Annotated in this window: 19 protein-coding genes; 11 read left to right on the plus strand and 8 right to left on the minus strand. The window is 64.5% G+C overall.

Annotation, left to right across the window (positions count from 1 at the left end; translation table 11 throughout):
* Window positions 1-202: 202 nt before the first annotated feature.
* A complete protein-coding gene (locus JSS27_02685; protein MBS0207837.1) occupies window positions 203-1453 on the plus strand; it encodes a hypothetical protein in 1251 nt (416 codons plus the stop codon).
* Complete coding sequence (locus JSS27_02690) at window positions 1450-4977, plus strand: AAA family ATPase (protein MBS0207838.1); 3528 nt, start codon at window positions 1450-1452, stop codon at window positions 4975-4977. The genes JSS27_02685 and JSS27_02690 overlap by 4 nt, the downstream gene beginning before the upstream one ends.
* Here JSS27_02690 and JSS27_02695 read toward each other — a convergent pair.
* The 3 genes from JSS27_02695 to JSS27_02705 form a co-directional block, all read right to left on the minus strand.
* Window positions 4974-5627 (minus strand): SpoVG family protein, encoded by a 654-nt coding sequence (locus tag JSS27_02695; GenBank protein ID MBS0207839.1) that lies wholly within the window; start codon window positions 5625-5627, stop codon window positions 4974-4976. The genes JSS27_02690 and JSS27_02695 overlap by 4 nt on opposite strands.
* Before the next feature lie 141 nt (window positions 5628-5768).
* Window positions 5769-6668, minus strand: coding sequence for a 4-(cytidine 5'-diphospho)-2-C-methyl-D-erythritol kinase (locus tag JSS27_02700; protein ID MBS0207840.1), 900 nt, complete (start codon window positions 6666-6668; stop codon window positions 5769-5771).
* Window positions 6669-7438: 770 nt separating this feature from the next.
* A complete protein-coding gene (locus tag JSS27_02705) occupies window positions 7439-7723 on the minus strand; it encodes a hypothetical protein (GenBank protein MBS0207841.1) in 285 nt (94 codons plus the stop codon).
* A gap of 228 nt (window positions 7724-7951) precedes the next feature.
* Between JSS27_02705 and JSS27_02710 the strand changes: the two genes are divergently transcribed.
* Together JSS27_02710 and JSS27_02715 are read left to right on the plus strand one after the other, a co-directional pair.
* Entirely contained in the window at window positions 7952-8224 is a 273-nt protein-coding gene (locus JSS27_02710) for a hypothetical protein (GenBank protein ID MBS0207842.1), read from the plus strand.
* A gap of 3 nt (window positions 8225-8227) precedes the next feature.
* On the plus strand, window positions 8228-8596 hold the full coding sequence (locus JSS27_02715; protein MBS0207843.1) for a hypothetical protein: 369 nt from the start codon (window positions 8228-8230) through the stop codon (window positions 8594-8596).
* 8 nt (window positions 8597-8604) lie between these two features.
* On the opposite strand, the gene JSS27_02720 is transcribed toward JSS27_02715, so the two are convergent.
* The 4 genes from JSS27_02720 to JSS27_02735 all read right to left on the minus strand — a co-directional run bounded on the left by JSS27_02720 (window position 8605) and on the right by JSS27_02735 (window position 13086).
* Window positions 8605-9063: a hypothetical protein gene (locus tag JSS27_02720; protein MBS0207844.1), complete on the minus strand. Its 459-nt coding sequence runs from the start codon at window positions 9061-9063 to the stop codon at window positions 8605-8607.
* A 289-nt stretch (window positions 9064-9352) separates the two neighbouring features.
* Window positions 9353-10702: a phosphoglucosamine mutase gene (gene glmM / locus JSS27_02725; GenBank protein ID MBS0207845.1), complete on the minus strand. Its 1350-nt coding sequence runs from the start codon at window positions 10700-10702 to the stop codon at window positions 9353-9355.
* Between the two features lie 182 nt (window positions 10703-10884).
* A complete protein-coding gene (locus JSS27_02730) occupies window positions 10885-11823 on the minus strand; it encodes an aldose 1-epimerase (protein ID MBS0207846.1) in 939 nt (312 codons plus the stop codon).
* Window positions 11824-12069: 246 nt separating this feature from the next.
* Window positions 12070-13086 carry a hypothetical protein gene (locus tag JSS27_02735; GenBank protein MBS0207847.1) on the minus strand — a complete coding sequence of 339 codons (1017 nt, stop codon included), beginning with the start codon at window positions 13084-13086 and terminating at the stop codon, window positions 12070-12072.
* A 518-nt stretch (window positions 13087-13604) separates the two neighbouring features.
* On the opposite strand from JSS27_02735, the gene JSS27_02740 reads away from it, so the two are divergent.
* From JSS27_02740 to JSS27_02750, 3 genes are all read left to right on the plus strand, one after another.
* Window positions 13605-14363 (plus strand): creatininase family protein, encoded by a 759-nt coding sequence (locus JSS27_02740; protein ID MBS0207848.1) that lies wholly within the window; start codon window positions 13605-13607, stop codon window positions 14361-14363.
* Window positions 14360-15766, plus strand: a complete 1407-nt coding sequence (locus tag JSS27_02745) for an MFS transporter (GenBank protein ID MBS0207849.1) — start codon at window positions 14360-14362, stop codon at window positions 15764-15766. Before JSS27_02740 ends, JSS27_02745 begins: the two co-directional genes overlap by 4 nt.
* Window positions 15767-15977: 211 nt before the next feature.
* Window positions 15978-16229: a hypothetical protein gene (locus JSS27_02750; protein MBS0207850.1), complete on the plus strand. Its 252-nt coding sequence runs from the start codon at window positions 15978-15980 to the stop codon at window positions 16227-16229.
* A gap of 36 nt (window positions 16230-16265) precedes the next feature.
* Here JSS27_02750 and JSS27_02755 read toward each other — a convergent pair whose 3' ends face one another.
* A complete protein-coding gene (locus JSS27_02755; protein MBS0207851.1) occupies window positions 16266-16457 on the minus strand; it encodes a hypothetical protein in 192 nt (63 codons plus the stop codon).
* Between the two features lie 419 nt (window positions 16458-16876).
* Here JSS27_02755 and JSS27_02760 point away from each other — a divergent pair, with 419 nt between their 5' ends.
* The 4 genes from JSS27_02760 (at window position 16877) to JSS27_02775 (ending at window position 24004) form a co-directional block, all read left to right on the plus strand.
* On the plus strand, window positions 16877-19993 hold the full coding sequence (locus JSS27_02760; GenBank protein ID MBS0207852.1) for a DUF1553 domain-containing protein: 3117 nt from the start codon (window positions 16877-16879) through the stop codon (window positions 19991-19993).
* Window positions 19994-20105: 112 nt separating this feature from the next.
* Window positions 20106-21479, plus strand: coding sequence for a DUF1501 domain-containing protein (locus tag JSS27_02765; protein MBS0207853.1), 1374 nt, complete (start codon window positions 20106-20108; stop codon window positions 21477-21479).
* A gap of 90 nt (window positions 21480-21569) precedes the next feature.
* Window positions 21570-22682, plus strand: coding sequence for a quinone-dependent dihydroorotate dehydrogenase (locus JSS27_02770; GenBank protein MBS0207854.1), 1113 nt, complete (start codon window positions 21570-21572; stop codon window positions 22680-22682).
* 128 nt (window positions 22683-22810) lie between these two features.
* Window positions 22811-24004: an ATP-binding protein gene (locus tag JSS27_02775; protein MBS0207855.1), complete on the plus strand. Its 1194-nt coding sequence runs from the start codon at window positions 22811-22813 to the stop codon at window positions 24002-24004.
* Window positions 24005-24740 lie beyond the last annotated feature (736 nt).

Consider the following 24740-nt stretch of genomic DNA (forward strand, 5'->3'; position numbering starts at 1 on the left):
GCCGGTGGCTTTGCCACCGAGTTCGGCGGCTGAGCCGCCGGCTTGGATGGCCAAGCGATAAGCACGCGACGGAATGCCTAACGTGTGCTGCAACTGCTAGCACCGCCCCCCTCGCCCCGCGCCAATCGCGCTATCGTCAATTCCGCTAGCGTGTTACATTTGTCGCCACTCGCTGGGCCTTTGGTGTCACAAGGAGGTGCACATGGCAGAACGTCCTTTCCGCGCCTTGGTGGCGGGCGATCTGCGTCTGGAACGACCCGTCGCTGGCTTGTCACAAGTGCCCGACGCACTCGCCGGCCGGCTGATCGATGCGCCGTACGATGCGGCGCGGCGCGTCTTCGATGCGGCCCTCGCGTCGCCGCTCGACTGCCTGCTGCTCGTCGGCCAACAAGTCGACGTCAACCTGGCCGGGCCGCGCGGCTGTCTGTTCCTGCTCGATCAATTCGAGCGGCTCGAAGCCAAACAAATCACCGTCTATTGGGTCGTCGCACCGTCGTCGGCGCCGTGGCCCACGAACGTGCCGCTGCCGACGAATGTCGTGCGCCTGGTGGCGACCGATCCGCAGTGGCTCACCATCACACGCGATCAGCGAACCGTGGCGGCGTTGTACCTGGCCGGCGTCGATCGCCACGCGCCGTTCAACGAGCGCGCGGCTGCGGAACTGGCGCCGGCGCTACCCACGCTGGCCGTTGCGGCCGCCGAAATGAACAGCGCCCCCGAGCGCCCCAACGTGCCGTGTTGGATTCTCGCCGGGCGTCATGCCCGCACCACCCAGCCGCGCGGCGCGGGCCTGGTTTACTGGCCCGGCTGCACGCAAAGCGCCGGCCCCGACGAGCCGGGCATGCATGGCTGTGCCCTGGTCGAATGGGAGACCGGCGCGCTGTTGCCGCGGATCATTCCGATCGACGTCGACTCGGTACGCTGGGCCGAAGCAACCGTCAACGTCGATCGCAACGCCACGCTGATGACCCTCGAATCGCTGCTGAACGACCAGACTCGTTCGCTGGTCACCCAGCATGGCGAGCGGACCGTCCTGGCGCGCTGGCGGTTGCAAGGCGCGGGCGAGGTGATGCAGTCGCTGCGCCGCGAAGCCGAGGCGACCGCGCTGGTCGATCGACTGCGCGAACGGGCTGCCAAGCAATTTGAAACTGTCTATCACGTTTCGCTCGATGTCGCCCCGGTGGCCCCTGCGCCGGTGCGCGACGACACGTTGTTGGATCATTATCTGCAACGCTTCACCGGCACGGCCAGCGGCGCGACGCCCGCGCGCGAGTCGCTGCTGCATCTGGCCGACGGAGCGCCGATCGGTTGGACCGAGGCCGACAGCCAACGCTGGACCGAGTCACCTACGGACCGCGAGGCGCAAGCCCGGCTGGTGAACGAGGCCGCCTGGTTGGGGGTCGAGCTGCTCGGCGCTGCCGCGCCGCGCGGTCGCGAGGAGGTTCGCACATGAACATTCGCACGTTACACGTCGACGGGTTTGGCATCTGGAGCAACCTGCGGATCGAGCAGATTCCGCCGGGCATCACGGTCTTCTACGGCCAGAACGAAGCTGGCAAGACGACGCTGATGCAGTTTCTCAGGACGATGTTCTATGGGCTGCCCCCCGAGCGGCGCGCCCGTTACTTGCCGCCGGTCCACGGCGGCGCGCCGGGGGGCTGGCTCGAGGTGCTCGATCGCCGGCAATCGTTGTCGCTGGCCTGGCACGACGACGGCCGACCCGATCAGACCACGCGGCCGCTGTTGCACAACGCGGCGGGGAATGTTCTGCCGGCGGCGCAACTCGACGAGCTGTTGGCCGGCGTCGACCAGGCGATGTATCGCAATGTCTTCGCGTTCGGCCTGCGCGAGATTCAGGAACTTGACTCGTTGGGCGATGCGGCGGCGGCCGACCTGTTGTACAAACTGGCCACCGGCATCGATCGGGTCTCGCTGGTCGACGTGCGGCGCGAACTGACGGCCGCCCGCGAACGGCTGATCGCGCCGGCCGGGCAGGCTTCGCGCGTGGCGCAACTTGTTTCACAGCGCGACCGCTTGCACGAGCAGCAGGCGCAACTGCAACACACCGTGCGCGAAAGCGGCCAGTGGATTGCCGAGCGCCGCCGATTGGCCGACGAGCAATCGCGCGGCGAGCGCGACGCGGCCGAACTCGATCGCCAGACCGAGTGGCTGGAACAGGCCGAATCCCTCCGCTCGGCTTGGGATCATCGCCACGAAATCGATGTCGAGCTGCGCAAGCTCGGCGACCTGCCCAAGGTGCAACCAGCCGACGTCGAACAACTCGACGCCCTGGTCGCCAAGCTCGAACATTACCAGCAGCGGCAGTCGACCCTGCGCAAGCAATGGGGGGGCATGCGCAGCGACGCGGCCCGCTTGTCGATTCGTCGCAAGCTGTGGAAACAAAGCGCGCGGATCACCGCCCTGGCCGAGCAGACCGCCTGGTTGCGCGGGCTAGTCGACGAGATCAACTCGCGCAGTGACGAAGTGAAGGATCTCTCGCAACGCCTGGCCAGTCAGCGCGAGGCGTTGGGCATGGACCCGCGGACCGATCACATCGAACCGATCGAGCAGGCGGCGCTGGCCAAGCTGGCCCCCGTGCGTCGTGGACTCCGTGCGGCGCGGCAACGCCTGCGCGAAGCGCGCGAGAAAGTCGAACACGCCGACCACCATCACAAGCGGTCGACCGAATCGCTGGCCGCAGGCTTGAAAGGTCGCGACACCAAGGACCTGACCGGGGCCATCGAGCGGGCCGGGCAGAATGTCTCGCTGTTGCGTCAACGCACGCAGCTTGACGAGCGAATCGACCAGATGACCCGCAAGCACGACGACATCACCGAAGACATCAAGCACCTGGCCAGCGAACATGTCCTGTCGCCGCAAACCCTCGTCGGCCTGGGCGTGGCCGTGGTGGTGGGTATCACGCTGGTCCTCAGCGGCTTGATCCTGCCCACGTCGTTCCTCGGTTCGGCTTCGTGGGGGTTGATTGCGGTGGGACTCATGGCCGGCGGTGGCGGCGCGGCGGGCAAGGTGTTGCTCGAACGAACCGCGAGTTTTCAGTGGGAAGAAGCGGAACGCCAGGCCGAGTTGCTGGCCACGCAAATCGAACAAGCCCAGCAGCAGCGCACCGCGCTCGACGCCCAGTTGCCCAAGGGGGCCGGGCCGATGCTGCAACGCCTGGCCACGGCCGAGAAGGAACACGCCAGCCTCGAAGAGCTGATGCCGCACGAAGCGCGCCGGCAGTCGTCGCAACAAGACTCGACGGCCGCGCGCGAACAGTTGGAACGAGCCAAGGTCGCGTACGCCGCGGCCCAGAAGCGCTGGCGACATGCGCTCGAAGAAGCCGGCCTGCCCGCCGACTCCGAGCCGCGCCATGCTCCACGCTTGGCCGCCCAGCGCGAGGCGCTGGCCGAGTTGACCGAGCGCCTGACGCGCCGGCGTCGCGACCTGGATGATCGCCGCCGCGACTTGGCCGCGATCACGGCCCGCGTGACGCAAGCCGCAGTCGACGCCGACATTCAAACCCCCAGCAGCGATCCGGTGGCGAACATCGATCTGTTGCGCCGGGCGTTGGTCGAAGTGGAAGGGCGCGTCGCAGAGCGGCGGCAGTTGCGCCGCAAGCTGCTCCATTTGCGCCACCGCTTGCGACACGTCGCCAAGCGTACTGAGCAGGTCCGCGTGGAACGCCGCCGGCTGTGGGACCGTGTGGGAGTGATCGACGATGCCGCGTTGCGTGCCCAGGCCGAGCTGCGCAAGAAGATCTTGGCGCTGCAAACCGACCGAGCCGAAGTCGAGCGGCTGTTGATTGCGGCGCTCCCCGCCGACACGGATTTGACGCGACTAGACCGCTGGTTCGAGCAGAACTCAGCCGACGCGGTTCGCAAGCGCCTGGCCCAGCAGCGTACTCAACGCCAGCAGTTGCGCGAACAGTTGCAACAACTGGCCGAGCAGCGTGGTCGACTGGCCGAGCGGATCGCCGCCGTGCAGACCGATCGCACCGCGGGCCGGTTGGCCCTGGACATTGCCGCCATCGAACAGCAACTCGACGAGACCATCGAGCGTTGGCAGGTGCTGACCGTCGCGGCCCGCGAGTTGGACAATGTGCGCCGGCAATACGAGACCGAGCGGCAGCCCGAGGCTTTGCGCGTGGCGTCGCGTTGGCTGGCCAGCCTGACCGAAGGGCACTATCGCCGCGTGTGGACGATGCTCGATCGGGACGAGCTGCGTGTTGATGACGCCAGCGGACAGTCGTTGTCGGTCGAATCGCTCAGTTCGGGCACGCGCGAACAAGTGTTCCTCAGCTTGCGACTGGCGTTGGTCACGGCGCTGGCCGAGCGGGGGGCGAGCTTGCCGCTGGTGCTCGATGACATCCTGGTGAACTTCGACGCCCCCCGCGCCCGCGCGGCGGCCGCCGCCTTGGTCGAGTTCTCGGCGATGGGGCATCAGGTGCTGATGTTCACCTGTCACGAGCACCTGGCCGAGATGTTCCGACAGCTTGAGGCGCCGGTCGTGGCGCTGCCGGATCGCGAGTCACGCGTCGGCGGCTGTCGAATCGTGATCGGCGAAGTGAAGACCATTGAGCCGGTGCTTCCAGCGCCGGTCATCATGCCCGAGGTACGCATCGAGCCCAAGCCGCGTCAGGCTCCGCCCCGCCGCCGGCGCTTGCCGCGCGCCGAGCCGGAACCGATTCAAACCGTGGCCGAGGTGATTCCGCTCGAGTTGGAACCCGAGCCGGTCTTTGTGCGGGCCGAGCCGATCGAGCCGGAGCCGGTGGTGATTCCTCCGGCGCCGGTCGCGCATGCCGAGCCGTTCCAGATTCGCCGGCCGTTCGATCTGTTCACCGGCACGACTTGGCACGAGCCGGTGCAGGGTGATGTCGAAGAGCCGGCAGAGTTGCAACATCGTCCGGCGGCGCCGGCCTCGCACGGCAGCAACGCGCCGTTCTACAAAGTCTGCAACGGCTGGCCCGACTGGTATTAAGTCGAGGATGACCCAGGGGGTGAAACCCCTGGGCTGGGTGCGGGAGTGTCCGCCTGTTGCGGCGCGCTAGTTCCGGTTGGCGCGTTGCGTGCGACTGGCGGACGGTGTGGACCGCGGGGTTGCGATTCGGCCGCGTCGACCTTGGCCGCGTCGCCGGTGCGCAACTCGCGCCGCGGTGACGGCTCGCGCGGCGCGCCGCTTCCCGAAGTCGTGCCGTGAGGCACCGCGACGAATTCTTCCTCAAAGTCCTCGTAGCTCGACACGTAACCGGCCTGCTTCGAGCGTTCGACCTCGGCGTGAAACGCCTCGATGATCCGGGCCTGAACCGCCTCGCGACAACTCGAATTGATCGGATGGGCGATGTCGGCGTAGAGGCGCACCCGGCCGTCGTCGCTCTTGGGAATCCGATCGGGATTCAGCCGCAGGCCGCACTGGTTGCAATAGCTGGCCCGCAGGTGATTCTTGCAGCGACACTGGGGGCAATGGGCCGCGAGCTTGCGGCTGGGCATGGCGACAAAGGCGCCGTTTGGCCCCTCGATGATTTTCAGATCGCGAATCACGAAACAGTTGTCGAGCGTGATCGAGCAGAAGGCTTGCAATCGCTCGCCCGAGTCTTCCATCAGTTTGATGCGAACTTCCGTCACTTCCACGGCCGGCCTCCTTGTGCTGGGTCCGCGGCGGCGGCGATTGACTCGCGCCGTCGTGGGCCATGCTGCTTGCCCACGGGCAAGCGTCCCACGCGCGCTGGCCGACAAATTGCAGGCCCTGGCCGGCGCGCTGTTGTTGTTAACTCACACGATGCACTCCACCTGGAACACTTGCCACGCAGCGAGCGAGCGCAGCAGCGAAGCTGCGCGGCGGGCTTGCGCGGCGCTACGGAACAGACCAAAGTAACTCGTGCCGCTGCCGCTCATCTGGTGAGCGACGCAGTTCAGTTGCGCGAAGCGCGACTTGAGCTGTGACACCGCGTCGCACAACTGCTCGGCCGGGGCTTGCAGCCGATTGAACAGCGACCGTGCCGTGCCGGCCCAGTTGCCGGCGCGCAGCGTGCTGACCAACTCGGTGGCTCGGCGCGGCTCCTCGGCGGGGCGGCAGCTCTTGTAGACCGCCGCGGTGCTCAGCCCGACCGGCGGCTTGACGATCACGGCGTGCAGGCCGGCCAGGCCGGCGACCGACTCGATCTGTTCGCCGCGACCGCGACAGATGGCCGCCCCGTGGCCAAAGAAAAACGGGATGTCGCTCCCCAACTCAGCGGCCACTTGGACCAGTCGCTCGCGCGACCAGCCCAGTTGCCAACCTTCGTTGGCCAAGAGCAGCGCCGCCGCGGCGTTGGACGAACCGCCGGCCAGCCCAGCTTCCCAGGGAATCGACTTCGACAGGGTAACGTCAGCGCCGGCGGCGTGGCCGGCGCGCTCGCGCAGTCGTTCGAGCGCCCGGAGGACGAGATTGTCGGGTCCGACGGGCAAGGCGGCTTGCCCAGGCTGGGTCAAATACGGCGCCAGCCGACAGGTGAGCGTCAGCCGCACATCCGCGCGCGGCCGGAACGTCAGGTGATCGTAGAGCGAGACCGGGGCCATGAGGGTTTCGATCTCATGGTAGCCGTCGGCGCGGCGAGCCAGGACTTCGAGGAACAAGTTCAGCTTGGCCGGCGCGAAGATCGCCAAGCCATCACCGCAGCGGTGAGTGAACATGGGCACCTCGGAACGAAGAGCGGAGCAACTGCCCAACGCCGCATTGTAGCGCTCGGGTGAAAAAGCGTCAACGCAAGTGGCGCGATAGCAAGGAAATCGACCACGACGGCACAATGCGAAAGGCGGCAGACAGTTTGAACCGCAAAGACGCAAAGATCGCAAAGCAGAAAGGAGTGCGTTTGGAGTTGGAGAAGATCGCAGCGAGGTTTTCCTAGAGCGCTCTCTCCGCGCAGCTCGGCGTCCTCCGCGATTCAACTCTTTTGCATTTCTTTGCGCCCTTCGCGCCTTCGCGGTTCAAATCCGCGGCTTTCCCAGTCCTGTGGCAGTTTCGCAACGTGGACGTCGAGGGAATCTTTGATGTTCAGGAGCGCGCGGGTGCGAAGGGAGCATCTCCCTGCCGCCAACCGAAAGTATCTCGGCAGCGGTTTCGTTGCGCGCGGAGATTCGCCGTTATTGGCGAATCGAGATTTCGCCGACAAACGCCGCGACAGCTAAAAACACCACACCGAGCGTCGTCTGCAACACTTCCAAGGAGAGCAACATCGACAGAGCCTTCAAGCAAGATTGAGGGCGGGTCGAATCGCGTCCGTGATTCATCCGTGAGCACTCCATGCCCAGGGATGTCATCGGCGGTTGACGGCGGAAGTTTGAGAAGGTTGCGGCGAGCGTGCTCTCAGCCGCAGACGTGGTGTGTTCGCTGTAGCCGGTTTTTACGCCCAGCGCGACGGTAGCGAGAATACCGACAGCGCGTGCCTCTGGGCACAGCGGGGCTACGATCGCCGCGGCTTGGCCCGTGGCGCCGTGGTCGTGGCTGACCGCTCGGCCAGTTCAGCGCCGCGTTGCTCGTGAACGGCGGTGTTTACCTGACCCTCGGCCCGATGCAGCCACAGCTCGATCTGCGTGAGCCATTCTTCGAGCTTACCCCGGTGGAGCTTCAAGCTGGTGAGCCGCTTCTCCTGGGCCAGGCGCGAGACGGCCCGCATCTGGGCGGCGGCGTCCAGCAGCCGCAGCGTCAGCTCGTCGAGCTCGCGGGGCTGACAAATGATTAGCGTCATGTGGGACTCTCGACATTCAGGATTTCGACAGGTGAAACGCGCTGGCCGCGCGCGGCCTGCGCCGTTCCCCAGACCCGATCGTAACTTGCGCCGACCGCCTCGTCGACAGAAAACGAACATAATTTAGATCATTTTTAAGAGCGGATTTTAATTTGAAAAGTGGCCAGTCGAGCGATAAGATGCGGGCGTTAAATGTACAAATGTACAGTATCTGAAAAGAGGCGGAAAATGCGAGGGACCACGACGCCTGCCGGCATGCGCGCCGCCGACGCGCGATGCGAATTCGAGCGTGACGAGCCCGGCGATGACGATAACGGCGACGATGTTGACGAGCGTGAACCGTCGGACGAAGAACTGGCCGGCGAAGGGGAAGGCGTCAGCGAGTTCAACCCCGATGACGATCAGCTCGACGACGAGCCCGATCGGGACGACGACTTCGACCTGGAACCCGACGACGACTGGCCTTGTACCGACCGATTAGGCGCCGCTGACGAGGGCTGAACCATGCGCATCACCGCCGAGATCATGCACGACGTCCTCCGGCTGTTGCGGCAGTCCGAGCAATCGCAGCGAAGCGTGGCCCGAGCCACGGGAGTAAGCCGCGCCACGGTCGCCAAGATCGCCAGCGGCCACTTCCGTCCGTTCGTGCCGCGGGAAGGGAACGATCACGATTCATGGCGGCCGACCGGGCCGATTGGCCGGTGTCCCACGTGCGGCGGTCGAGTGTACTTGCCCTGTCGGCTCTGCAAGGTGCGCACGCTCAAGTCCCAGGAAGCCGAGCGCCGCCGGCGGCCCCACGCCCCGCCTGCTAGCCCGCGCCAGCCGAGTCGTCCCTGGGGGGTTAGAAAGGAGAATGTTGAAAGGAGAAAGTAGAAATGCGTTCACGCGTCTCCGCCGCGGCGGTGGATTTGTGTCCACGCATTGCGGATCACCTGCTCGGCGGCGCTTTGAATCAGGCTGGGGCTGATCGTGGCGATCAGGCCTTTCAACTCGGTGACGCGGGCTTCCCAATCGAGCTGTGAACCGGTATCAGTCGGTGTGATCCGAATGTGCGATTCGACGACTACCCGCATGCCGATCCCCTGGCCGTCAATCGATGTGCGAGCTGCGCTGGGAAATGTCTTGTCGAGCACACGGATCGTCAACGTCAGCTTGCCGCGCAGGAACGAGAATCCCGGCCGCACGATCGCCTTGAGCGTCTGCTCGTCAACGCGCTCGGTCGACTCGGCGTCGGGAATTGTAGACGCGACGTTGTCCAAGTTGGTGACAATGTCGAACAACTCGCCTGGCGGCAGCTTGAACGTCTCGGTTCCACCGAACTGGTACTTGGCTGTGCTCATGGATGGTTCTGCTGGCTACCGCTGGTCGAGACGATATGAACTAATCTAAAAGGTTGATGTCGGGTAGCCCGGACAGCTCGACTGTCCGGGTCGCGTCAGCGACAAGAGGGTTCGTGAAAACGTCTGAATGCTAATCGGCTTTGCCTCGTGGTCCTCTTGTTGCTGCGCAACCCCGACAACAAGTTGTCGGGGCCACCCGATTGAACTTGAGAATCACACACGCTTCGCACTGGTGGGCTAGCCACCAGTGGCACCCGAAGTATGACTCGCTGCTTCCAGTATTACGAGTTCATCCCGCGAATGGTTTCAGCGCCGCCAGCGCGGCATCGCACAGTTGCTGGGCGGCGGCGGCGGTTTGCGCCTCGGCAATCGCGCGGACGATCGGTTCGGTGTTGCTGCCGCGGACCAGCAACCAGCGGCCGGGCCAGTCGAACCGCAGGCCGTCGAGCTTATCGACCGTGGCGTCGGCAAAGTGTCTTTCGAGCGCCGCTAGCGCGGCTGGCAACTTACCATCGGCCACGCTGGCTTTGGTCTTGTGGATTTCATAGCGCGGCAATTCGTCGGCCAACTGGGCGATGGTCGCCTCGCGAGCCGCCATCGCGTCGAGCAGCAAGGCCATGCCGACAAAGCTGTCGCGCACCAGCACCACGCGCGGGTCGATAACGCCGCCGTTCCCCTCGCCGCCGAGCACGGCCTCGTGCTCGCACATCAGATCGACGACGTTCGCCTCGCCGACGGCCGACCGGAAGAACGGCACGCCATACTTCGTGGCCAGATCCTCGGCCATCCGGCTGGTCGAGCAATTGGTGACGATTGGCCCCGGTGTTTGGCCCAGCACATGATCGACGCACATCGCCAGCGTCTTTTCCTCGCCCAGGTAACGCCCGGCCGCGTCGATCACCGCCAGCCGGTCGGCGTCGGGGTCTTGGCAAAAGCCGACCTCGGCTTTCGCCGTGCGAACCGATTGCAGCACCCCCGCCAGATTCTCTTCGGTCGGTTCGGCAGGGTGCTCGAACTGGCCATCGGCCGGTTCCCCCAAGACGGTCAACTCGCAATCGAGCGCCTCGAGCAGCGCGCGGCCGAGCAAGCTGCCCGAGCCGCGGTTCGCGTCCAGCAGCACGCGGAACTTCCGGCGCTTGATGCGCTCGACGTCGACCGTGGCCAGAATGGTGTGCAAGTGAGCGTCGGCGGCGGCCACCACGGTGGCGGCGCGGCCGACTTGTTGCCAAGGAACCCAAGCCGGTGAGCCTGAGCGGTAGCGATCGATGACCTGCATTCCCTCGGGTTTTGGGATCACGCGCCCTTCGCCGTTGAACAATTTCAGGCCGTTGTACTCCGCCGGGTTGTGGCTGGCCGAAACTTGAATGCCCCCGGCCGCGCCGACGTGCCGCACCAGCACGCCGACGGTGGGCGTGGCGGCGATGTCGGCGTCGATCACGTGGCGCCCCACGGCGCGAAGCCCGGCGCTGACCGCGTCGAGGAGCATCCGCCCCGTGGTGCGGCCATCGCGTCCCAGGACGACGCCGCCCGGCGGCAGCAAGCTGGCGAACGCGGCACAGTAGCGAGTGGCGTTCTCGGGCGTAAGCGATTCGCCGACGATGCCGCGCAGGCCCGAGACGCTGATGATCGGTTCTTTCATGCGGCCAATATAGGGCGCGCGCGGGTGATCCGACAACACGAGCTTCGTCATCCGCCACTGCTTCAGGAAAACAGATTTAACCACGGAGCGGAAACTGCAAGCTTCAGTGCATGCTGTTTACCTTGCTTTGGCAACATACAAGCCGCTCCGTGGCGATCTTGAGCTGCCGAAATGATGCGTCGTTACGCCTCGATCCGCATCCAGTACCGCGCCGACTCGCCGGCGGCCAGCGTGCGCAGCCCGGCGTTCACCCCTTCGGCCAATAGCTCGTAAGCGTCAGGCGCGCAGGTGTACGGCTCGACGCAAATTGCCTCCCGATGCGCCGGCGTGAACACGACGCAGTGCGAGAAGTTGTCGCTGAACGTGATGTCGACGCGCCGCGACTGGTCGGCCGAGACCAGACTAGTCCGCACCAGGCCGGCGCTGGTCAGCCCCGTGTAGACGTCGTCGAGTTTCAAATCGCCGAACCGCGGCCCGTGCTGCAAATCGAAGCTCCCTTTGGCTGGCAACAACCGACCGGTCGGCAACATGTTCGATTGCTCGTACCGCTGGCTGGCCGGCACCGTCACGCGGGCGTCGTCAGCCGGTGAGTTCGGCGTCGCGGGCAGCCGGAACCAGGGATGCAGCCCCAGGCCGAATGGTAACTGCTTGTCATCGGGATTCTTGACGTCAATGGTGCAACGCAGCGCGCGGCCGTGAACTTCGTACGCCACCGTCAATTCAAAGGCCGCCGGCCAGCGCTTCGACCATTCCGGATCATTCGGCGGGACGGCGAATCGTCCGACCAGGCGCGCGTTCGACTGCTCGATCACCTGCCACGGACGGCCGAGCACATAGCCGTGAATGGCGTTTCCTCGGCCGTCGTCCCCGTCGAGCGCGTAAGTCCGATCGGCGTAGTTGAGCTGCTTGCCGTGCAACCGGCCCGGGTAAGGAAACAAGATCGGCGTGCCCGACCGCGAGGGTCGCTGCTGACCTAGCGTGAACTCGGGCAGCGACCAGAGGACTTCGTCCTGTTCGCGCCCGCCGGGTCGGAAGCTCACGCAGTTGAAGCCGAGCCCGGGCATGATCGTGGCCTGGGAACCGGTTGCGGCGTCGGTGATCTGAACCAGCGGCTGGGTCATGATATTGCTCTTGGGGGTTCTCGCAAGGCGTCACCAATTACCCTTCTCCCCCCGGGAGAAGGTGGCGGCGCTAGCCGACGGATGAGGGTTCCGTGTCAATCTTGTCCGGTACTGTGCGAAGTGAGTCGAACACCACTCGATCATCAAAACAGCGAACAACGGTGACCCTCATCCGCCCTTCGGGCACCTTCTCCCGGAGGGAGAAGGGTTTGCGCAGGCTCTGTGATGATGGATGTATACCATCACTCACTCCACTGCGCGGACCTGCTCGGGGGCGGCTGCTGGTTCGACCGCGGCGGGGACGGGCTCGCCGCGCGCGTCATTGTACTGATGATGCCGCATCAGTTGTTGCACGGCGCACATCATCCAGACCGTGGCGATCAGCGCCGACCAGGCGTTGCGCACGACGTTCGGCTTTTGCCGCCCCAGGGCCAACGTCGCCAGCCGGTGCATCAGCATCAACGCCGCCACCGTCGCCATCAGAAAGATCGCCGTGGCCCGCATGTCGCGCCCCATGATCAGCTTCCGCGCCGGTTCGGCCGTCTCCATCACCAACCACAGCCCGGCGCCAATCTGCAGCACCGTCGGCACCACCGCGATCAGGCCGCCGACGCGGCCGTACCGGCGTTCGGCGTCCCCCGGCGGTTGCTGGCGGCTTTGCAAGGCAAACGTCGTCAACACCAGCCCCGCCACGGCGGCGGCCGCGAACAGAAAGTGAATCGCCAGCGCCATCACTTCGCCGTCGGCCAGGCCGCTCGTGACTTTGATCGGCCCCTGGTCCCACATCTCGGGCCGCGTGCTCATCACGTTCAACAACGCGAACAACGTGGGAAAGTGCCAGGCCGTGTTCAACGCGCCCAACAGGGCCAGCAGCCCGGCACCGATCCGCTTGCCGTTGCCGGCCGTGGCCAACCCAGGACCGACCAGCGCGAAGTAGACACCGTAGCAGAGGATCGAGAAGACCAACTCGCCGGCGCTAGCGTAGTAGCGCGACGGCGCGATCAGCGCCACCGTCGCGTAGAAAACCTGCGGATAGACTTTGGCGACCAGCAGCATCTGCATTAGCCCCGTGGCCGCCGCCAGGATCAACGCCCCCAAGGACCAGCCGGCCATCTGTCGCACCAGCCGACCGGCCACGACGTCGCCGCCACTGGCCCGGCGTTGCAGCCACAGACAAACGAACGGCCCGCCGGTCGCCAGATTGGCCAACAGCAAGTGACCGGCCAACACGGTGATCAGCAACAGCAGCAAAAATGTTCCCAAGATCGGTTCCTTCTGGCGTGGTGCGACGACAATGACGTTCGAGCAAATCCAGCGGAGGCTGGCCGCGTGAGGCTCGATTCTAAACCGCCGCCTGTCGGAAATGAAAGGGAATCGACCGTGGGCGTGAATACCGCGCGCTTTCACGGCGAAGTTTCGGCAAGAATGCTAGCGCGATCGTGCGTGCAAAAGGACATGGACTCGCAATTAACGAAGTCGCAAGCCCGCGATCAAATCTACGTAGCGCGGCGCGCGATTCGCTTCGCGCGCCGCGCGGGTCTACGAGCTGCCGCCTGACGCGTCGAGCAAGCCTGGGCCCGCGAGCAAGTGACGGGCGCGTCCGTGGTCGGTTGTCAGTGGTCCGTGGTGGGAGGAATCGCAGGGAATCACGCGGTTCCGCCAGGCAGTCAGTTTTGAGTTCACTTTTGCCGAGCCACGGTTTAGCATGCCGACTGGCAGCCTGCCGCAGCAGCAACCGCGCTTCGCACAACTGACCACTGACCACGGACAACTGACCCACCATGCTCCTTGCCGAAATGACCTGGCCGGCCGTCAAGGCCCGCGCGCCCGACACGCCCGTCATCATCCCCGTGGCCGCGCTCGAACAGCACGGCCACCACATGCCCCTGTTCACCGATAGCCTGCTATTGGGCGAAGTCGTCCGCCGCGCGCACGAGCCGCTGGCCGAGCGGGCGATCTTCGCCCCACTGCAATGGCTGGGCAATTCGGATCATCACCTCGACTATGCGGGCACATTGTCGGCCCCGCCGCGGTTGTACCTGGACTTGCTCAATGGCCTGCTCGAGAACCTGATCCATCACGGCTTTCGTCGGCTGCTGATCGTCAACGGCCACGGCGGCAACACCATCCCTGGGCAACAAGCGGTCTTTGAAACGCGCCAGCGGCACCGCGGGCGGAGCGACTTGCTGCTGCTGTTCGCCACCTATTGGTCGCTGGGCGGCAAGCCGGCCGAAGTGAACCCCAACCTTCAACAGCAGAGCATGGGTCACGCCTGTGAATGGGAAACGTCGATGATGCTGCGGATTCGTCCCGACCTGGTCGGGCCGCTCGATCGGCTGGAAGCCGTCTCGCGCGACTTCTCGTTCGAGCCGGCCTATCACGGCTGGGTCACGCAAGACCGGAGCGTGCCGGGGCACATGGGTGACCCGCGCCACGCCACGGCTGAGAAAGGTGAGACGCTGTTCCAGGTGTTCGCCGCCGACCTGGTGAAGATGGTCGAACGGATGCTGGCCTGGGACGGCCGGAGCTGGCGCGAATGAGCGAGCGCATCGACGAGCAGACTGACGCAGCGGCGGCGGATGCGCGCGAGGCCAATCCCTACGCGCCTCCGCGCGCGCAAGCATCGTCGGGCGAACCGGTCGCAACGCCCCTGTCCGAGCGTTCGACCGCTTGGCGCTATTACGTCTGCGGCCTGCTACTGTTGGCCACGACGATCAACTATCTCGATCGCCAGGCCTTGGCCAACACCGGCTTTTTAATCAAGGCCGAACTAGGGCTCAGCAACGAACAGTATGGCGATCTCGAGTTCTGCTTCGGCGTCGCCTTCGCCGTGGGTGCGCTGTTTTTCGGGTGGCTGGCCGATCGCACCGGCGTGCGCTGGCTCTATCCGGCCGTGCTGCTCCTCTGGTCGGTGATGGGCTATTGCACCGGGCTGGTCTCGACGTTCGCCGGCCTGCTCTGGTGCCGCACGCTGCTGGGGCTGTTCGAGGCCGGACATTGGCCCTGCGCGCTCAAGACGACGCAACGGTTCCTCACCCGCCGCGAACGGACGCTGGGCAATAGCATCCTGCAAAGCGGCTCGTCGGTCGGCGCGATCATCACACCGATCCTCGCCTGGGCCTTGGTGACCGACGAACCCGGCTCGTGGACCAAACTCTTCAAAGTGGTCGGCCTGACCGGCATGGTCTGGATCTTCTTTTGGCTGACCGCGTTTCGTAAGCGCGATTTCGAAGGTCCGCCGATCGAGCCCATCGCCGAGTCGAATGACACCACGGCCGAACGTCCGCGTCAGTCGTTCTGGTCGGTGATCTTCAGCGCTCGCTTCGTGGCCTTGCTCGTGATGGTCTTCGCCATCAACACCTGCTGGCACGTCTTTCGCGTCTGGATGCCGATCTTCCTCTACGAAGGACGCGGCTACGAGAAAGAGTCGAACTTCATCTTCAATTCGGCGTTCTATTTCGCGACCGACGTGGGCTGCATCGCGGCCGGCATTGCCACCGTCTGGCTGACCAAGCGAAACTGGGGCGTGAATGGCGCGCGGTTGTTGGTCTATACCTGCTGCGCCCTCTGCACCGCGACCAGCGTGGCTATCTACTGGCTGCCGGCGGGCTGGGCGCTGACCGCGGTGTTGCTGACCGTGGCGGCGGGCAGCCTGGGCTTGTTCCCGTGCTATTACTCGTTCAGCCAGGAGCTGTCGATCGAGCATCAAGGCAAGATTTCCGGCGTGCTCGGCAGCTTTGCCTGGGTCACGGTCGCGGTACTGCACAAGTACAACGGCCGCTTCATCGACGCGGCCCTCAAGCTCGACCCAGCCCACGCGTACGATCTGGGGATGATGCTCTCGGGCCTGTGCCCGCTGCTGGGGACCGTGGGGATGCTGCTCCTCTGGAACCGCGGCGGCTCAAAGGAGGATCGCCACGGAGACACCGAGACACGGAGTTAAGCACGGAGGGGGAAGAGGGCGAGGAGGGGAGTGCCGAGAAATGAACCAATTGGGCAGAAGCGTAGGTCAGGCCTTGGCCTGACAACATTGTGGCCACAACAACGTCAGGCCAAGGCCTGACCTACGCCTTAACTGAGGCACGGAGTTAAGCACGGAGAGTTTGCCTTATCTTGTAAGGTTTTTTCATGCGCGGTCAAATAGGGTTATGGATATGAGTGACGAGAAGGCAATTGAGTTCACGCCGGAAGAGCTTGCGAAGATGCAGGCGTCTTACACTCGCAGAATGCGATTCTACCGCCTCTGTTGGGTGCTGTGGATTTTTGGGGCGATTCTGATCGTGCTTAACTGGGGTAATATCGTATCGCCAACAATCGGATGGATTGGGTTTGGCGTAGCGATGACGGGCACAGTGCTCTCTTTCTTGACGCACTTGCCATCGGGCAAGCGCGATCTATTCTCATGACTTCAGACGCGTAGCTAGTTTGCGCTTGAAAGGCATTCAAGCAGTGATCGTTCTTTTGCTGATTCTGCCTTCGTTGACATTTACAGTCGTTGCACTTGTGGCACATGCGCAGGTACGGCAATTTTGGCTCGGCTGTTTTCGAGCCACTTCAATCGCCACCATGATTTCAGTTCCCTGGGCGATTTTTTTAGTTCGCCCTTTTAATCTTCTGTCTTTTTGTTCTGTCATCGCGTTTCTCGCGCTGGAAGCCTTTCTGGTCTCAGTAATTATTGGATTGGCATATGCAGCGAGTCGACGATTAAGGCTCTGAGAAAGAGAACCATGTAGGGTACGCACCCCGTGCGTACCGCGCGCCAGCACACGCTACCTGGTACGCACAGGTGCGTACCCTACCTTTGCCGCAAGACAGCCCAACGCCTAATCCACCAGCACCCCCTGATCCCCTTCGCAATTCCTCCGTGCTTAACTCCGTGCCTCAGTGTCTCCGTGGCGGGGTATTGGCGGCATTTGCGTGCAAAACCGTCCGGCGTGCGTTAGGCTAGAGGCTCCGCATTTGCTCCCTCCCGCCTTGCTCGCCCGGGCCTATGTTCCTGCCACGACTCAACTCGTTTGGCGATCCGCTGCGCTGCCGATTTGTTGTCGGCGTGATGGCCGTCTTGTTCGGCATGGCGACGTCGGCATTGATCGCCGCCGAGCCCGAGCGGGTGCAGTTCAATCGGGACATTCGGTCGATTCTTTCGGACAAGTGCTTTGCCTGTCATGGCCCGGACAGTGCCGCGCGCAAGGCCGATCTACGGCTCGATCAGCGCGAAGCCGCCCTGGCCGACCGGGATGGCGACCGGCCGATTGTGCCGGGCCAAAAGGCCGCCAGCGAGGTCTTCCGCCGGCTGACCGCGACGGACGACGACGAGCGCATGCCGCCGGCCAAGTCAGGCTTGCGCTTGACGCCGCGCGAGATCGAACTGCTCGGCCGCTGGATCGACGAGGGGGCCGAGTATCAGGCCCACTGGTCGTTCATCGCGCCAAAGCGCCCTAGCGTGCCTGCGCCCAAGCAAGCCGAAGGACTCGTTAACCCAATCGACGCCTTCATTCGCGAGCGGCTCGCAGCCGAAAAGCTTGCCCCCGCCCCCGAGGCTGACCGGACGACGCTGATTCGCCGCGTGACTTTCGACCTGACCGGACTGCCGCCGACGCCGGCCGAGGTCGACAACTTTCTGGCCGACGCCGAGTCGGGCGCGTACGAACGGCTGGTCGATCGCCTGCTCGCCTCGCCCCACTATGGCGAGCGAATGGCCACCCAATGGCTCGACGCGGCCCGCTTTGCCGACACCAACGGCTACCAGAGCGACGAGCAGCGGTTCATGTGGCGGTGGCGCGATTGGGTGATCGACGCCTTCAACCGAAACCAGCCCTTCGACCAGTTCACCATCGAGCAACTGGCCGGCGACTTGCTGCCCAAGGCGACGCTCGAACAGCAGATCGCCACTGGCTTTAACCGGAACCATCGCGCGAACTCCGAAGGGGGGATCATCCCCGAAGAGTTCCTGGTCGAGTACGCGGTCGATCGGCTCGACACGACGGCCACGGTCTGGCTGGGGCTGACCGTGGGCTGTGCCCGCTGCCACGATCACAAGTACGACCCGGTGACTCAGAAAGAGTTCTATCGGTTGATGGCGTTCTTTAATAACGTGCCCGAGGAGGGCAAAGTCTCGCGCACCGGCAACGCGGTGCCCATGATCAAAGCCCCCACGCCCGAGCTGTCGGCCGAAGCCACGAAGCTCGACGCCGCGGTGGCCGAGGCGCAAACGACTTGGAACAAACTCGCGCCCGAGCTGGCCAAGGCCCAAGCCGCGTGGGAACAATCCGACGCGGCCGATGGCGACGCCGACAGCATCGACGGCCTGGCCGGACACTACGAGCTCGACGGCTCGATCGTCGACGCGACCGACGGCAAGCTCGTCGGCAAAGCGATCGGCGGCGAGCCAAACTATTCTAAGGGCCAATTCGGCCAGGCGCTGCAACTCAAAGGCGACCGCTACGTCGAAGTGCCGGGCATCCACTGGTTCACGACCGAAAAGTTCTCGTATGGCGCTTGGGTGTACGCCGAGTCGAACGACCCGATGGGCGTGATGGCAGTGATGAACGAGGACGAATCGTACCGGGGCTACGATCTTTACCTGGACGGGGGCAAAGTCCAGGCCGACATGTGCAGCCGGCTATTGGACGACTCGATCCGCGTCGAAACAATCCAGCCGATCACCCTCAAGGCCTGGCATCATTTGCTGGTCACGTACGACGGCTCGCGGCAAGCCAAAGGGGTGAAGATTTACGTCGACGGCGTGCTGCAACCCTTGAAGGTGTTGAGCAACACGCTGAGCAACGTCATCAAGCTCGAAGACGAGCCGCTGACCATCGGCGCTCGCGGCACGGGGAGCAAGTTCCGCGGCCTGATCGACGACGTGCGGTACTTCGACCACGAGTTGACGACCGACGAGATCGCCACGTTGTCGAGCGCCGAGCCGATCGGCCAACTGGTCGAAATCGCTCCCGACAAGCGAACCGCGCCGCAGGCGCAAAAGATTCAGACCTATTTCGTCAAGCACGACGCGCCGGCCCCGCTGCGCGCGGCGCACGCTCGGCTGCTGAAAGCCCAGGCCGATCGCACGGCTCTCGAACAGCGCATCCCCACGACGATGGTGATGCAAGAAAAGCCCATGCGCGATGACACGTTCGTCCTGATCCGCGGCGAGTACGACAAGCCCGGCGAAAAGGTCGCCCCGGGCGGGCCGGCCAGCTTGCCGCCGATCGTCGGCCAACCGCTCGATCGCTTGGCGCTCGCGCGCTGGCTGGTCGATCGGCAAAATCCGTTGACGGCCCGCGTGACGGTCAATCGCTTCTGGCAGCTTTACTTTGGCAACGGGCTGGTGAAAACGACCGAAGACTTCGGCTCGCAAGGCGAGTTGCCCAAGCATCCCGAGTTGCTCGACTGGCTGGCCGTCGAGTTCATCGACACCGGCTGGGATGTAAAGCGCTTGCAAAAGTTGATCGTCACCAGCGCGACGTATCGTCAATCGTCGCGCGTAACACCGGCGCTCGTGGCGCGCGACCCTGAAAATCGCCTGCTGGCTCGCGGCCCGCGCTATCGATTGTCGGCCGAGATGATCCGCGACGCGGCTTTGTTCAACGCCGGACTGCTGGTCGATCGAGTCGGCGGCCCATCGGTCAAGCCGTATCAGCCACCGGGACTGTGGGAAGAACTGGGCGCGACGGCCGGCAAGTATCCGCAAGATCACGGCGAGGCGTTGTACCGGCGGAGCATGTACACGTTCTGGAAGCGGACGATCCCGCCGCCGAACATGATGATCTTCGACGCCCCCGGCCGCGAGATGTGCTCGGTTCGCCCTGTGCGAACCAACACGCCGCTGCAAGCGCTCGCGCTGTTGAACGAGACGGCCTTTGTCGAGGCGGCCGGCGCGCTGGCCGAACGGGCCATAAAATCGGCGGGCAGCGACCCGAACGAGCGAATCGCGCTGATGTTCCACCTTTGCACGGCGCGAGCGCCGCGACCGCGCGAGTTGGAAATCTTGCGCGCTGGCTATGAGCGTCACCTGGCCGATTACCGCGCCCGGGCTGGCGAGGCCGAGAAGCTGCTCGGCGTCGGTGAGTCAAAGCGCGACCCCAAGCTCGACCGCCCGGAGCTCGCCGCCACGACCGTGATCGCAAGCTTGATTCTGAACCTGGACGAGACGATTACCAAGGAATAGTCCCGTGATTCCTCTCAGCACGAACGATCCTCGCGCCGCGGCTGCGCTGCAAGAAACTCGCCGCTACTTTCTCGGTCAAGGCGCCTGCGGGCTGGGCGCGGCGGCGTTGGCGATGCTGCTGGGACGCGATCAACTGCTGGCCGCCAACAACACGGCCAGTGCGCACGGTGGCTTGCCCGAGCTGCCTCATTTTGCGCCGAAAGCCAAACGAGTGATCTACCTGGTCCAGTCGGGCGCGCCGTCGCAGATGGACCTGTTCGACTATAAGCCCGAGTTGAAAAAGTTCCGCGGCCAGGAGCTTCCCGATTCGATTCGCCAGGGACAGCGACTGACCGGCATGACCTCGGGGCAAAAGAACTTCCCCATCGCGCCGTCGATGTTCAAGTTCGCCCAACACGGCCAGAGCGGCGCCTGGGTCAGCGAGCTGATGCCGCACATTGCGAAGGCAGCCGACGAGCTGTGTTTCATCAAGTCGATGCACACCGAGGCGATCAACCATGACCCGGCCATCACGTTTTTGAACACGGGCGCGCAGTTGGCCGGACGACCCAGCATCGGCGCGTGGGTGTCGTATGGTCTGGGGAGCGAAAACGACGACCTGCCCGCGTTCGTCAGCATGATCTCGCGCGGCACTGGCCGCGTGAATGATCAGCCGTTGTATGACCGCCTGTGGGGGAGTGGCTTCCTGCCGTCGCGTCATCAGGGGGTCAAGTTCCGCAGCGTCGGCGATCCGGTGTTGTACATCTCGAACCCGCCGGGGCTCAGCGACGCCACGCGACGCCGCATGCTCGACGATCTGGGCGAACTGAACCAGTTGAAGCTTGCCGAGCAAGGCGACCCGGAAATCGCCACGCGGATTGCGCAGTACGAGCTGGCCTACCGGATGCAAACCTCGGTCCCCGAGTTGACCGACGTGTCCAAGGAACCCGACGCGGTGTTCGAGAGCTACGGGCCCAACTCGCGCAAGCCGGGCACGTTCGCGGCGAACTGTTTGCTGGCCCGGCGGTTGGTCGAGCGCGGCGTGCGGTTCGTCCAGTTGTTTCACATGGGCTGGGACCAACACACCAACCTGCCGCTGCAAATCCGCGGCCAGTGCAGCGACACCGACCAGGCCTCGGCCGCGCTGGTCAACGACCTGAAGCAGCGCGGACTGCTGGACGACACGCTGGTTGTGTGGGGTGGCGAGTTCGGCCGCACGGTTTATTGCCAGGGGAACTTCACGGCCACGAACTATGGCCGCGATCATCACCCGCGCTGCTTCACGGTCTGGCTGACCGGAGCCGGCATCAAGCGGGGCATGTCGTACGGCGCGACCGACGATCACAGCTACAACATCGTCAAGGATCCGGTCCACGTACACGACCTGAACGCGACGATCCTGCACACGCTGGGCATCGACCACAAGCGGCTGACCTACAAGTTCCAAGGCCGCAACCACCGCCTGACCGACGTCCACGGCGAAGTGGTCAAAGCGGTACTGGCCTGAGGCCGGCGACGACGATCGCCATCCGGCGCAACAGCCCTTCTCCCCGAGGGAGAGAAGAGCAATCGCACACCCGGTGACAGTTGCAACGTCATGAGCCTCTACACGCGCCTGGTGCGGCCTCTGTTGTTTCGCTGCGATCCCGAGTGGGCGCATCACGCCACGGTCGAAGCGTGTCGCTGGGCCGCGCGCGTGCCAGGCGTGCCTGCCATGGCGCGACGCTGCTTTGAGTTTCGCGACCCGATGCTCGAAACGACGGTCGCCGGCCTGCGTTTCCACAACCCGATGGGGCTGGCCGCCGGCTGGGATAAGAGCGGCCGCGCGCTGGGCATGCTCGGCCACCTGGGCTTTGGCTTCGCGGAAATTGGCTCCATCTCGGCGGACCCTTCGCCGGGGAACGCGCGGCCGCGGTTGTTCCGCCTGCCCGCTGATCGCGCGATCGTCGTCAACTATGGCCTGCCGAACGACGGCGCGGCCACGGTGGCGCGCCGCTTGCACGTGCGACAACTCTCCACTGATGTGCCGCTGGGCGTCAACCTGGTCAAAACCAATCGCGGCCCACGCGACGTCGACGACACGCCCGAGTCGATCATCGCCGACTACGTGACGAGCGCGCGAACTATGCACGCCGCGGCTGATTATCTGATGCTCAACCTCAGTTGCCCAAACGCGGCCGGCGGCATCGATTTCTTTGCCACTCCGGCGAACATCGGCCGCTTGCTCGACGCGCTCGCGCCGCTGGGCATTCGATGTCCGGTCTGGCTCAAGCTGGCCCCAAGCGCGGACGAGGCGTTCCTCGATGGCGCGCTCGCTGCCGCCGATCCTCATCGCTTCATCACCGGCTTCAGCTTCAACCTGCCGCCGGGCAAACCCGCCGGGCTGACGTTACAGACGCCGCGGCGCGTCTGGGCCGATTGGCCCGGCGCGGTCGCGGGGCGTCCGGTGGCCGAAACGATTAATCGCTGCGTGGCGGCGCTCTATCGGCGAATGCCGCGGGAGCGCTACGCGATCATCGCCGCCGGCGGCGTCTTCACGGCCGACGACGCCTATGAAAAGATTCGTCTCGGCGCGTCGCTGGTACAACTCTATACGGCCCTCGTCCACGAAGGCCCGTCCATCGTTCGTCGCATTAACCAGGGGCTGTGCCAGCTTGCCGCTCGCGACGGTTTTCACAAAGTCAGCGACGCCATCGGCACGGCTCACTAATTGGTTTTCCTGACTCGTGGCGAACCTTCCGCGCGTGCGAGCGCTCCTACTCAACCAGCCGCCGAGGGTACGGCTTGTTTCGAACTGCGCGCGACCGCTCGTTCGGTCGCCTAGCTTGAAAAACGATGATGTCCTTTGAAAAACAACAAGCAGAATTCGATTATCTGGTGCGCCGAGCCGCTGAGTTGCTCGACGGTCCCGGTCGCGGTCTGGCGCTCGATTGGGCGCTGGTCAACGTGATCGAACAGTGCGGCAAGCTGGAACTGCGCACCGGCGTCGATCGGCAACCGCCAATCCACCAGGTTCAATCGGGGCGAGTCGGGCACGAGCTGATCATCGGCTGCGAATGTTACCGGCTGGAACATGGCGGCGAAGTGGTTCGCGTCGTGCGGGTCCACAACGGCTTCATGAGCCCGCTGCCCGGCAATCTGGAAACCCCCTGGGTCGTGGCCGCCGCGGACTATCGCCGCTTCTACCGCGTGGTCCAGCGGCTGTCGCGTGAGATGTTCCGCGACAAGAACGTCGCGCCGATCATGTCGGCCACGGATCAGCAACGACTGTTTCAGAACACCATCGGCTTCCTCGAACAGGGGCACGAAGTCCTGGCGCACTTCGGCGTGCCGCAAAAGCGTGGCGTCCTGCTGTACGGCTCGCCAGGCAACGGCAAGACGATGGCTTGCCGCTGGCTGATGTCCGAATGTCACCGCCGGGGCTATCTGTGGAAGCACGTGGCGATGGACCATCTGGCCGTAGCCCAGGAGCGGCACACGGTGCAGAACCTGTTTCGATTGTCCGAGCCGGGCATCATCCTGTTCGACGACTTTGACCTGGGCATGCGCGACCGCAACACGGTCGGCCCCTCGTCGTTGCACAGCATTCTGCTGGCGGCGCTTGACGGCGTCGAGCAGAAGCAAGGAATCATTTACCTGTTCACGACCAACATGCAGCTCAAGGAGCTGGACAGCGCTTTCTTGCGCCGCGGTCGGATGGACCAGGTAATCCACTTCCAGCCCCCCACGGCCGAGCAGCGCCGCCGGCTGGTGCTCGAGTTCTGGCATGCCGACATCCTGGGCGCGCTCGATGTCGAAACCGTCGTGACCCAGACCGAGGGGCGCAGCTTTGCCGAACTCGACGAGCTGAAGAAGCTGCTGGTGCTGCAGTTTCTCGAAACCGACCGTTGGGACTGGCCGCGCGCTTGGGAAACCTTTAACGCCAGCGAACAAAGCCCTGGCCCGCGCCGGCCGATCGGCTTTGGCAACTATCGCCGGCAATCGCTGGCGCCCGAGTGGGCGCTCGACGGCGGCGTGGACGACATCGAATGAACGGCCCTGTTCCGCGCTGCTGGCGCGGTTGTTACGAGCTGTTTACACCTGGGGCTCGCTGGCGGCCGTAGAATCGCGCTCGACGAGCCCTTCGCTCACACTCGCTCGATCGGCCCCCGAGGGCCGGTCGCTCTTCGCCGCCAACGAATCTTCATAGAAAGGTACGTACCTGTGCGTACCAAAATGGTGAGCTGCACACGCTGTCGGTACGCACGGGGTGCGTACCCTACAAGTCTGACCTACTAGCTCGCACAATATCGTCAAGCTAAAGCCTGACCTACGGGCTGCTGGTGCCATGCTCAAATCAGCAGGCTTGAGCATGCGAAGCGTGTACCGACATGATCAAGGCCTTGAGCATGGCACCCCCGCATTCGAGTATCGAGCGTCATTCCCGCGCAGGCGGGAATCTAGACGTCAACCGCCACCACTAGATTCCCGCCTGCGCGGGAATGACGGCAAGCGCGAGGGGTCAGGATAAACCCAGTGCTGTAGCTGTAGGTCAGGCCTTGGCCTGACAAGATAGTGCGCACCACTTCGTCAGGCCAAGGCCTGACCTACACCCTGGGGCAGTAGCGTCGCGACGCACTTCTTTAGCCCCCGGTCAATGACCGGGGGTCTTGTGGTCGCGCTTGGGCAAACTCTTTGCCGGTGGCGAGTGGACCCTCATCCGTCGGCTACCGCCGCCACCTTCTCCCGATGGGAGAAGGGTTCCATTTGAACTCGCGCGAGTCTGACG

The organism is Planctomycetota bacterium, assembly GCA_018242585.1.
In the GTDB taxonomy this organism is placed as follows: Bacteria; Planctomycetota; Planctomycetia; order Pirellulales; family PNKZ01; genus JAFEBQ01.

Coding starts and splice junctions, on each gene's coding strand:
- JSS27_02685 (MBS0207837.1), top strand. CDS start 203: ATGGCAGAACGTCCTTTCCGCGCCTTGGTGGCGGGCGATCTGCGTCTG.
- JSS27_02690 (MBS0207838.1), top strand. CDS start 1,450: ATGAACATTCGCACGTTACACGTCGACGGGTTTGGCATCTGGAGCAAC.
- JSS27_02700 (MBS0207840.1), bottom strand. CDS start 6,668: ATGTTCACTCACCGCTGCGGTGATGGCTTGGCGATCTTCGCGCCGGCC.
- JSS27_02705 (MBS0207841.1), bottom strand. CDS start 7,723: ATGACGCTAATCATTTGTCAGCCCCGCGAGCTCGACGAGCTGACGCTG.
- JSS27_02710 (MBS0207842.1), top strand. CDS start 7,952: ATGCGAGGGACCACGACGCCTGCCGGCATGCGCGCCGCCGACGCGCGA.
- JSS27_02715 (MBS0207843.1), top strand. CDS start 8,228: ATGCGCATCACCGCCGAGATCATGCACGACGTCCTCCGGCTGTTGCGG.
- JSS27_02720 (MBS0207844.1), bottom strand. CDS start 9,063: ATGAGCACAGCCAAGTACCAGTTCGGTGGAACCGAGACGTTCAAGCTG.
- glmM (MBS0207845.1), bottom strand. CDS start 10,702: ATGAAAGAACCGATCATCAGCGTCTCGGGCCTGCGCGGCATCGTCGGC.
- JSS27_02730 (MBS0207846.1), bottom strand. CDS start 11,823: ATGACCCAGCCGCTGGTTCAGATCACCGACGCCGCAACCGGTTCCCAG.
- JSS27_02740 (MBS0207848.1), top strand. CDS start 13,605: ATGCTCCTTGCCGAAATGACCTGGCCGGCCGTCAAGGCCCGCGCGCCC.
- JSS27_02745 (MBS0207849.1), top strand. CDS start 14,360: ATGAGCGAGCGCATCGACGAGCAGACTGACGCAGCGGCGGCGGATGCG.
- JSS27_02750 (MBS0207850.1), top strand. CDS start 15,978: ATGAGTGACGAGAAGGCAATTGAGTTCACGCCGGAAGAGCTTGCGAAG.
- JSS27_02755 (MBS0207851.1), bottom strand. CDS start 16,457: ATGACAGAACAAAAAGACAGAAGATTAAAAGGGCGAACTAAAAAAATC.
- JSS27_02760 (MBS0207852.1), top strand. CDS start 16,877: ATGGCCGTCTTGTTCGGCATGGCGACGTCGGCATTGATCGCCGCCGAG.
- JSS27_02765 (MBS0207853.1), top strand. CDS start 20,106: ATGCTGCTGGGACGCGATCAACTGCTGGCCGCCAACAACACGGCCAGT.
- JSS27_02770 (MBS0207854.1), top strand. CDS start 21,570: ATGAGCCTCTACACGCGCCTGGTGCGGCCTCTGTTGTTTCGCTGCGAT.
- JSS27_02775 (MBS0207855.1), top strand. CDS start 22,811: ATGTCCTTTGAAAAACAACAAGCAGAATTCGATTATCTGGTGCGCCGA.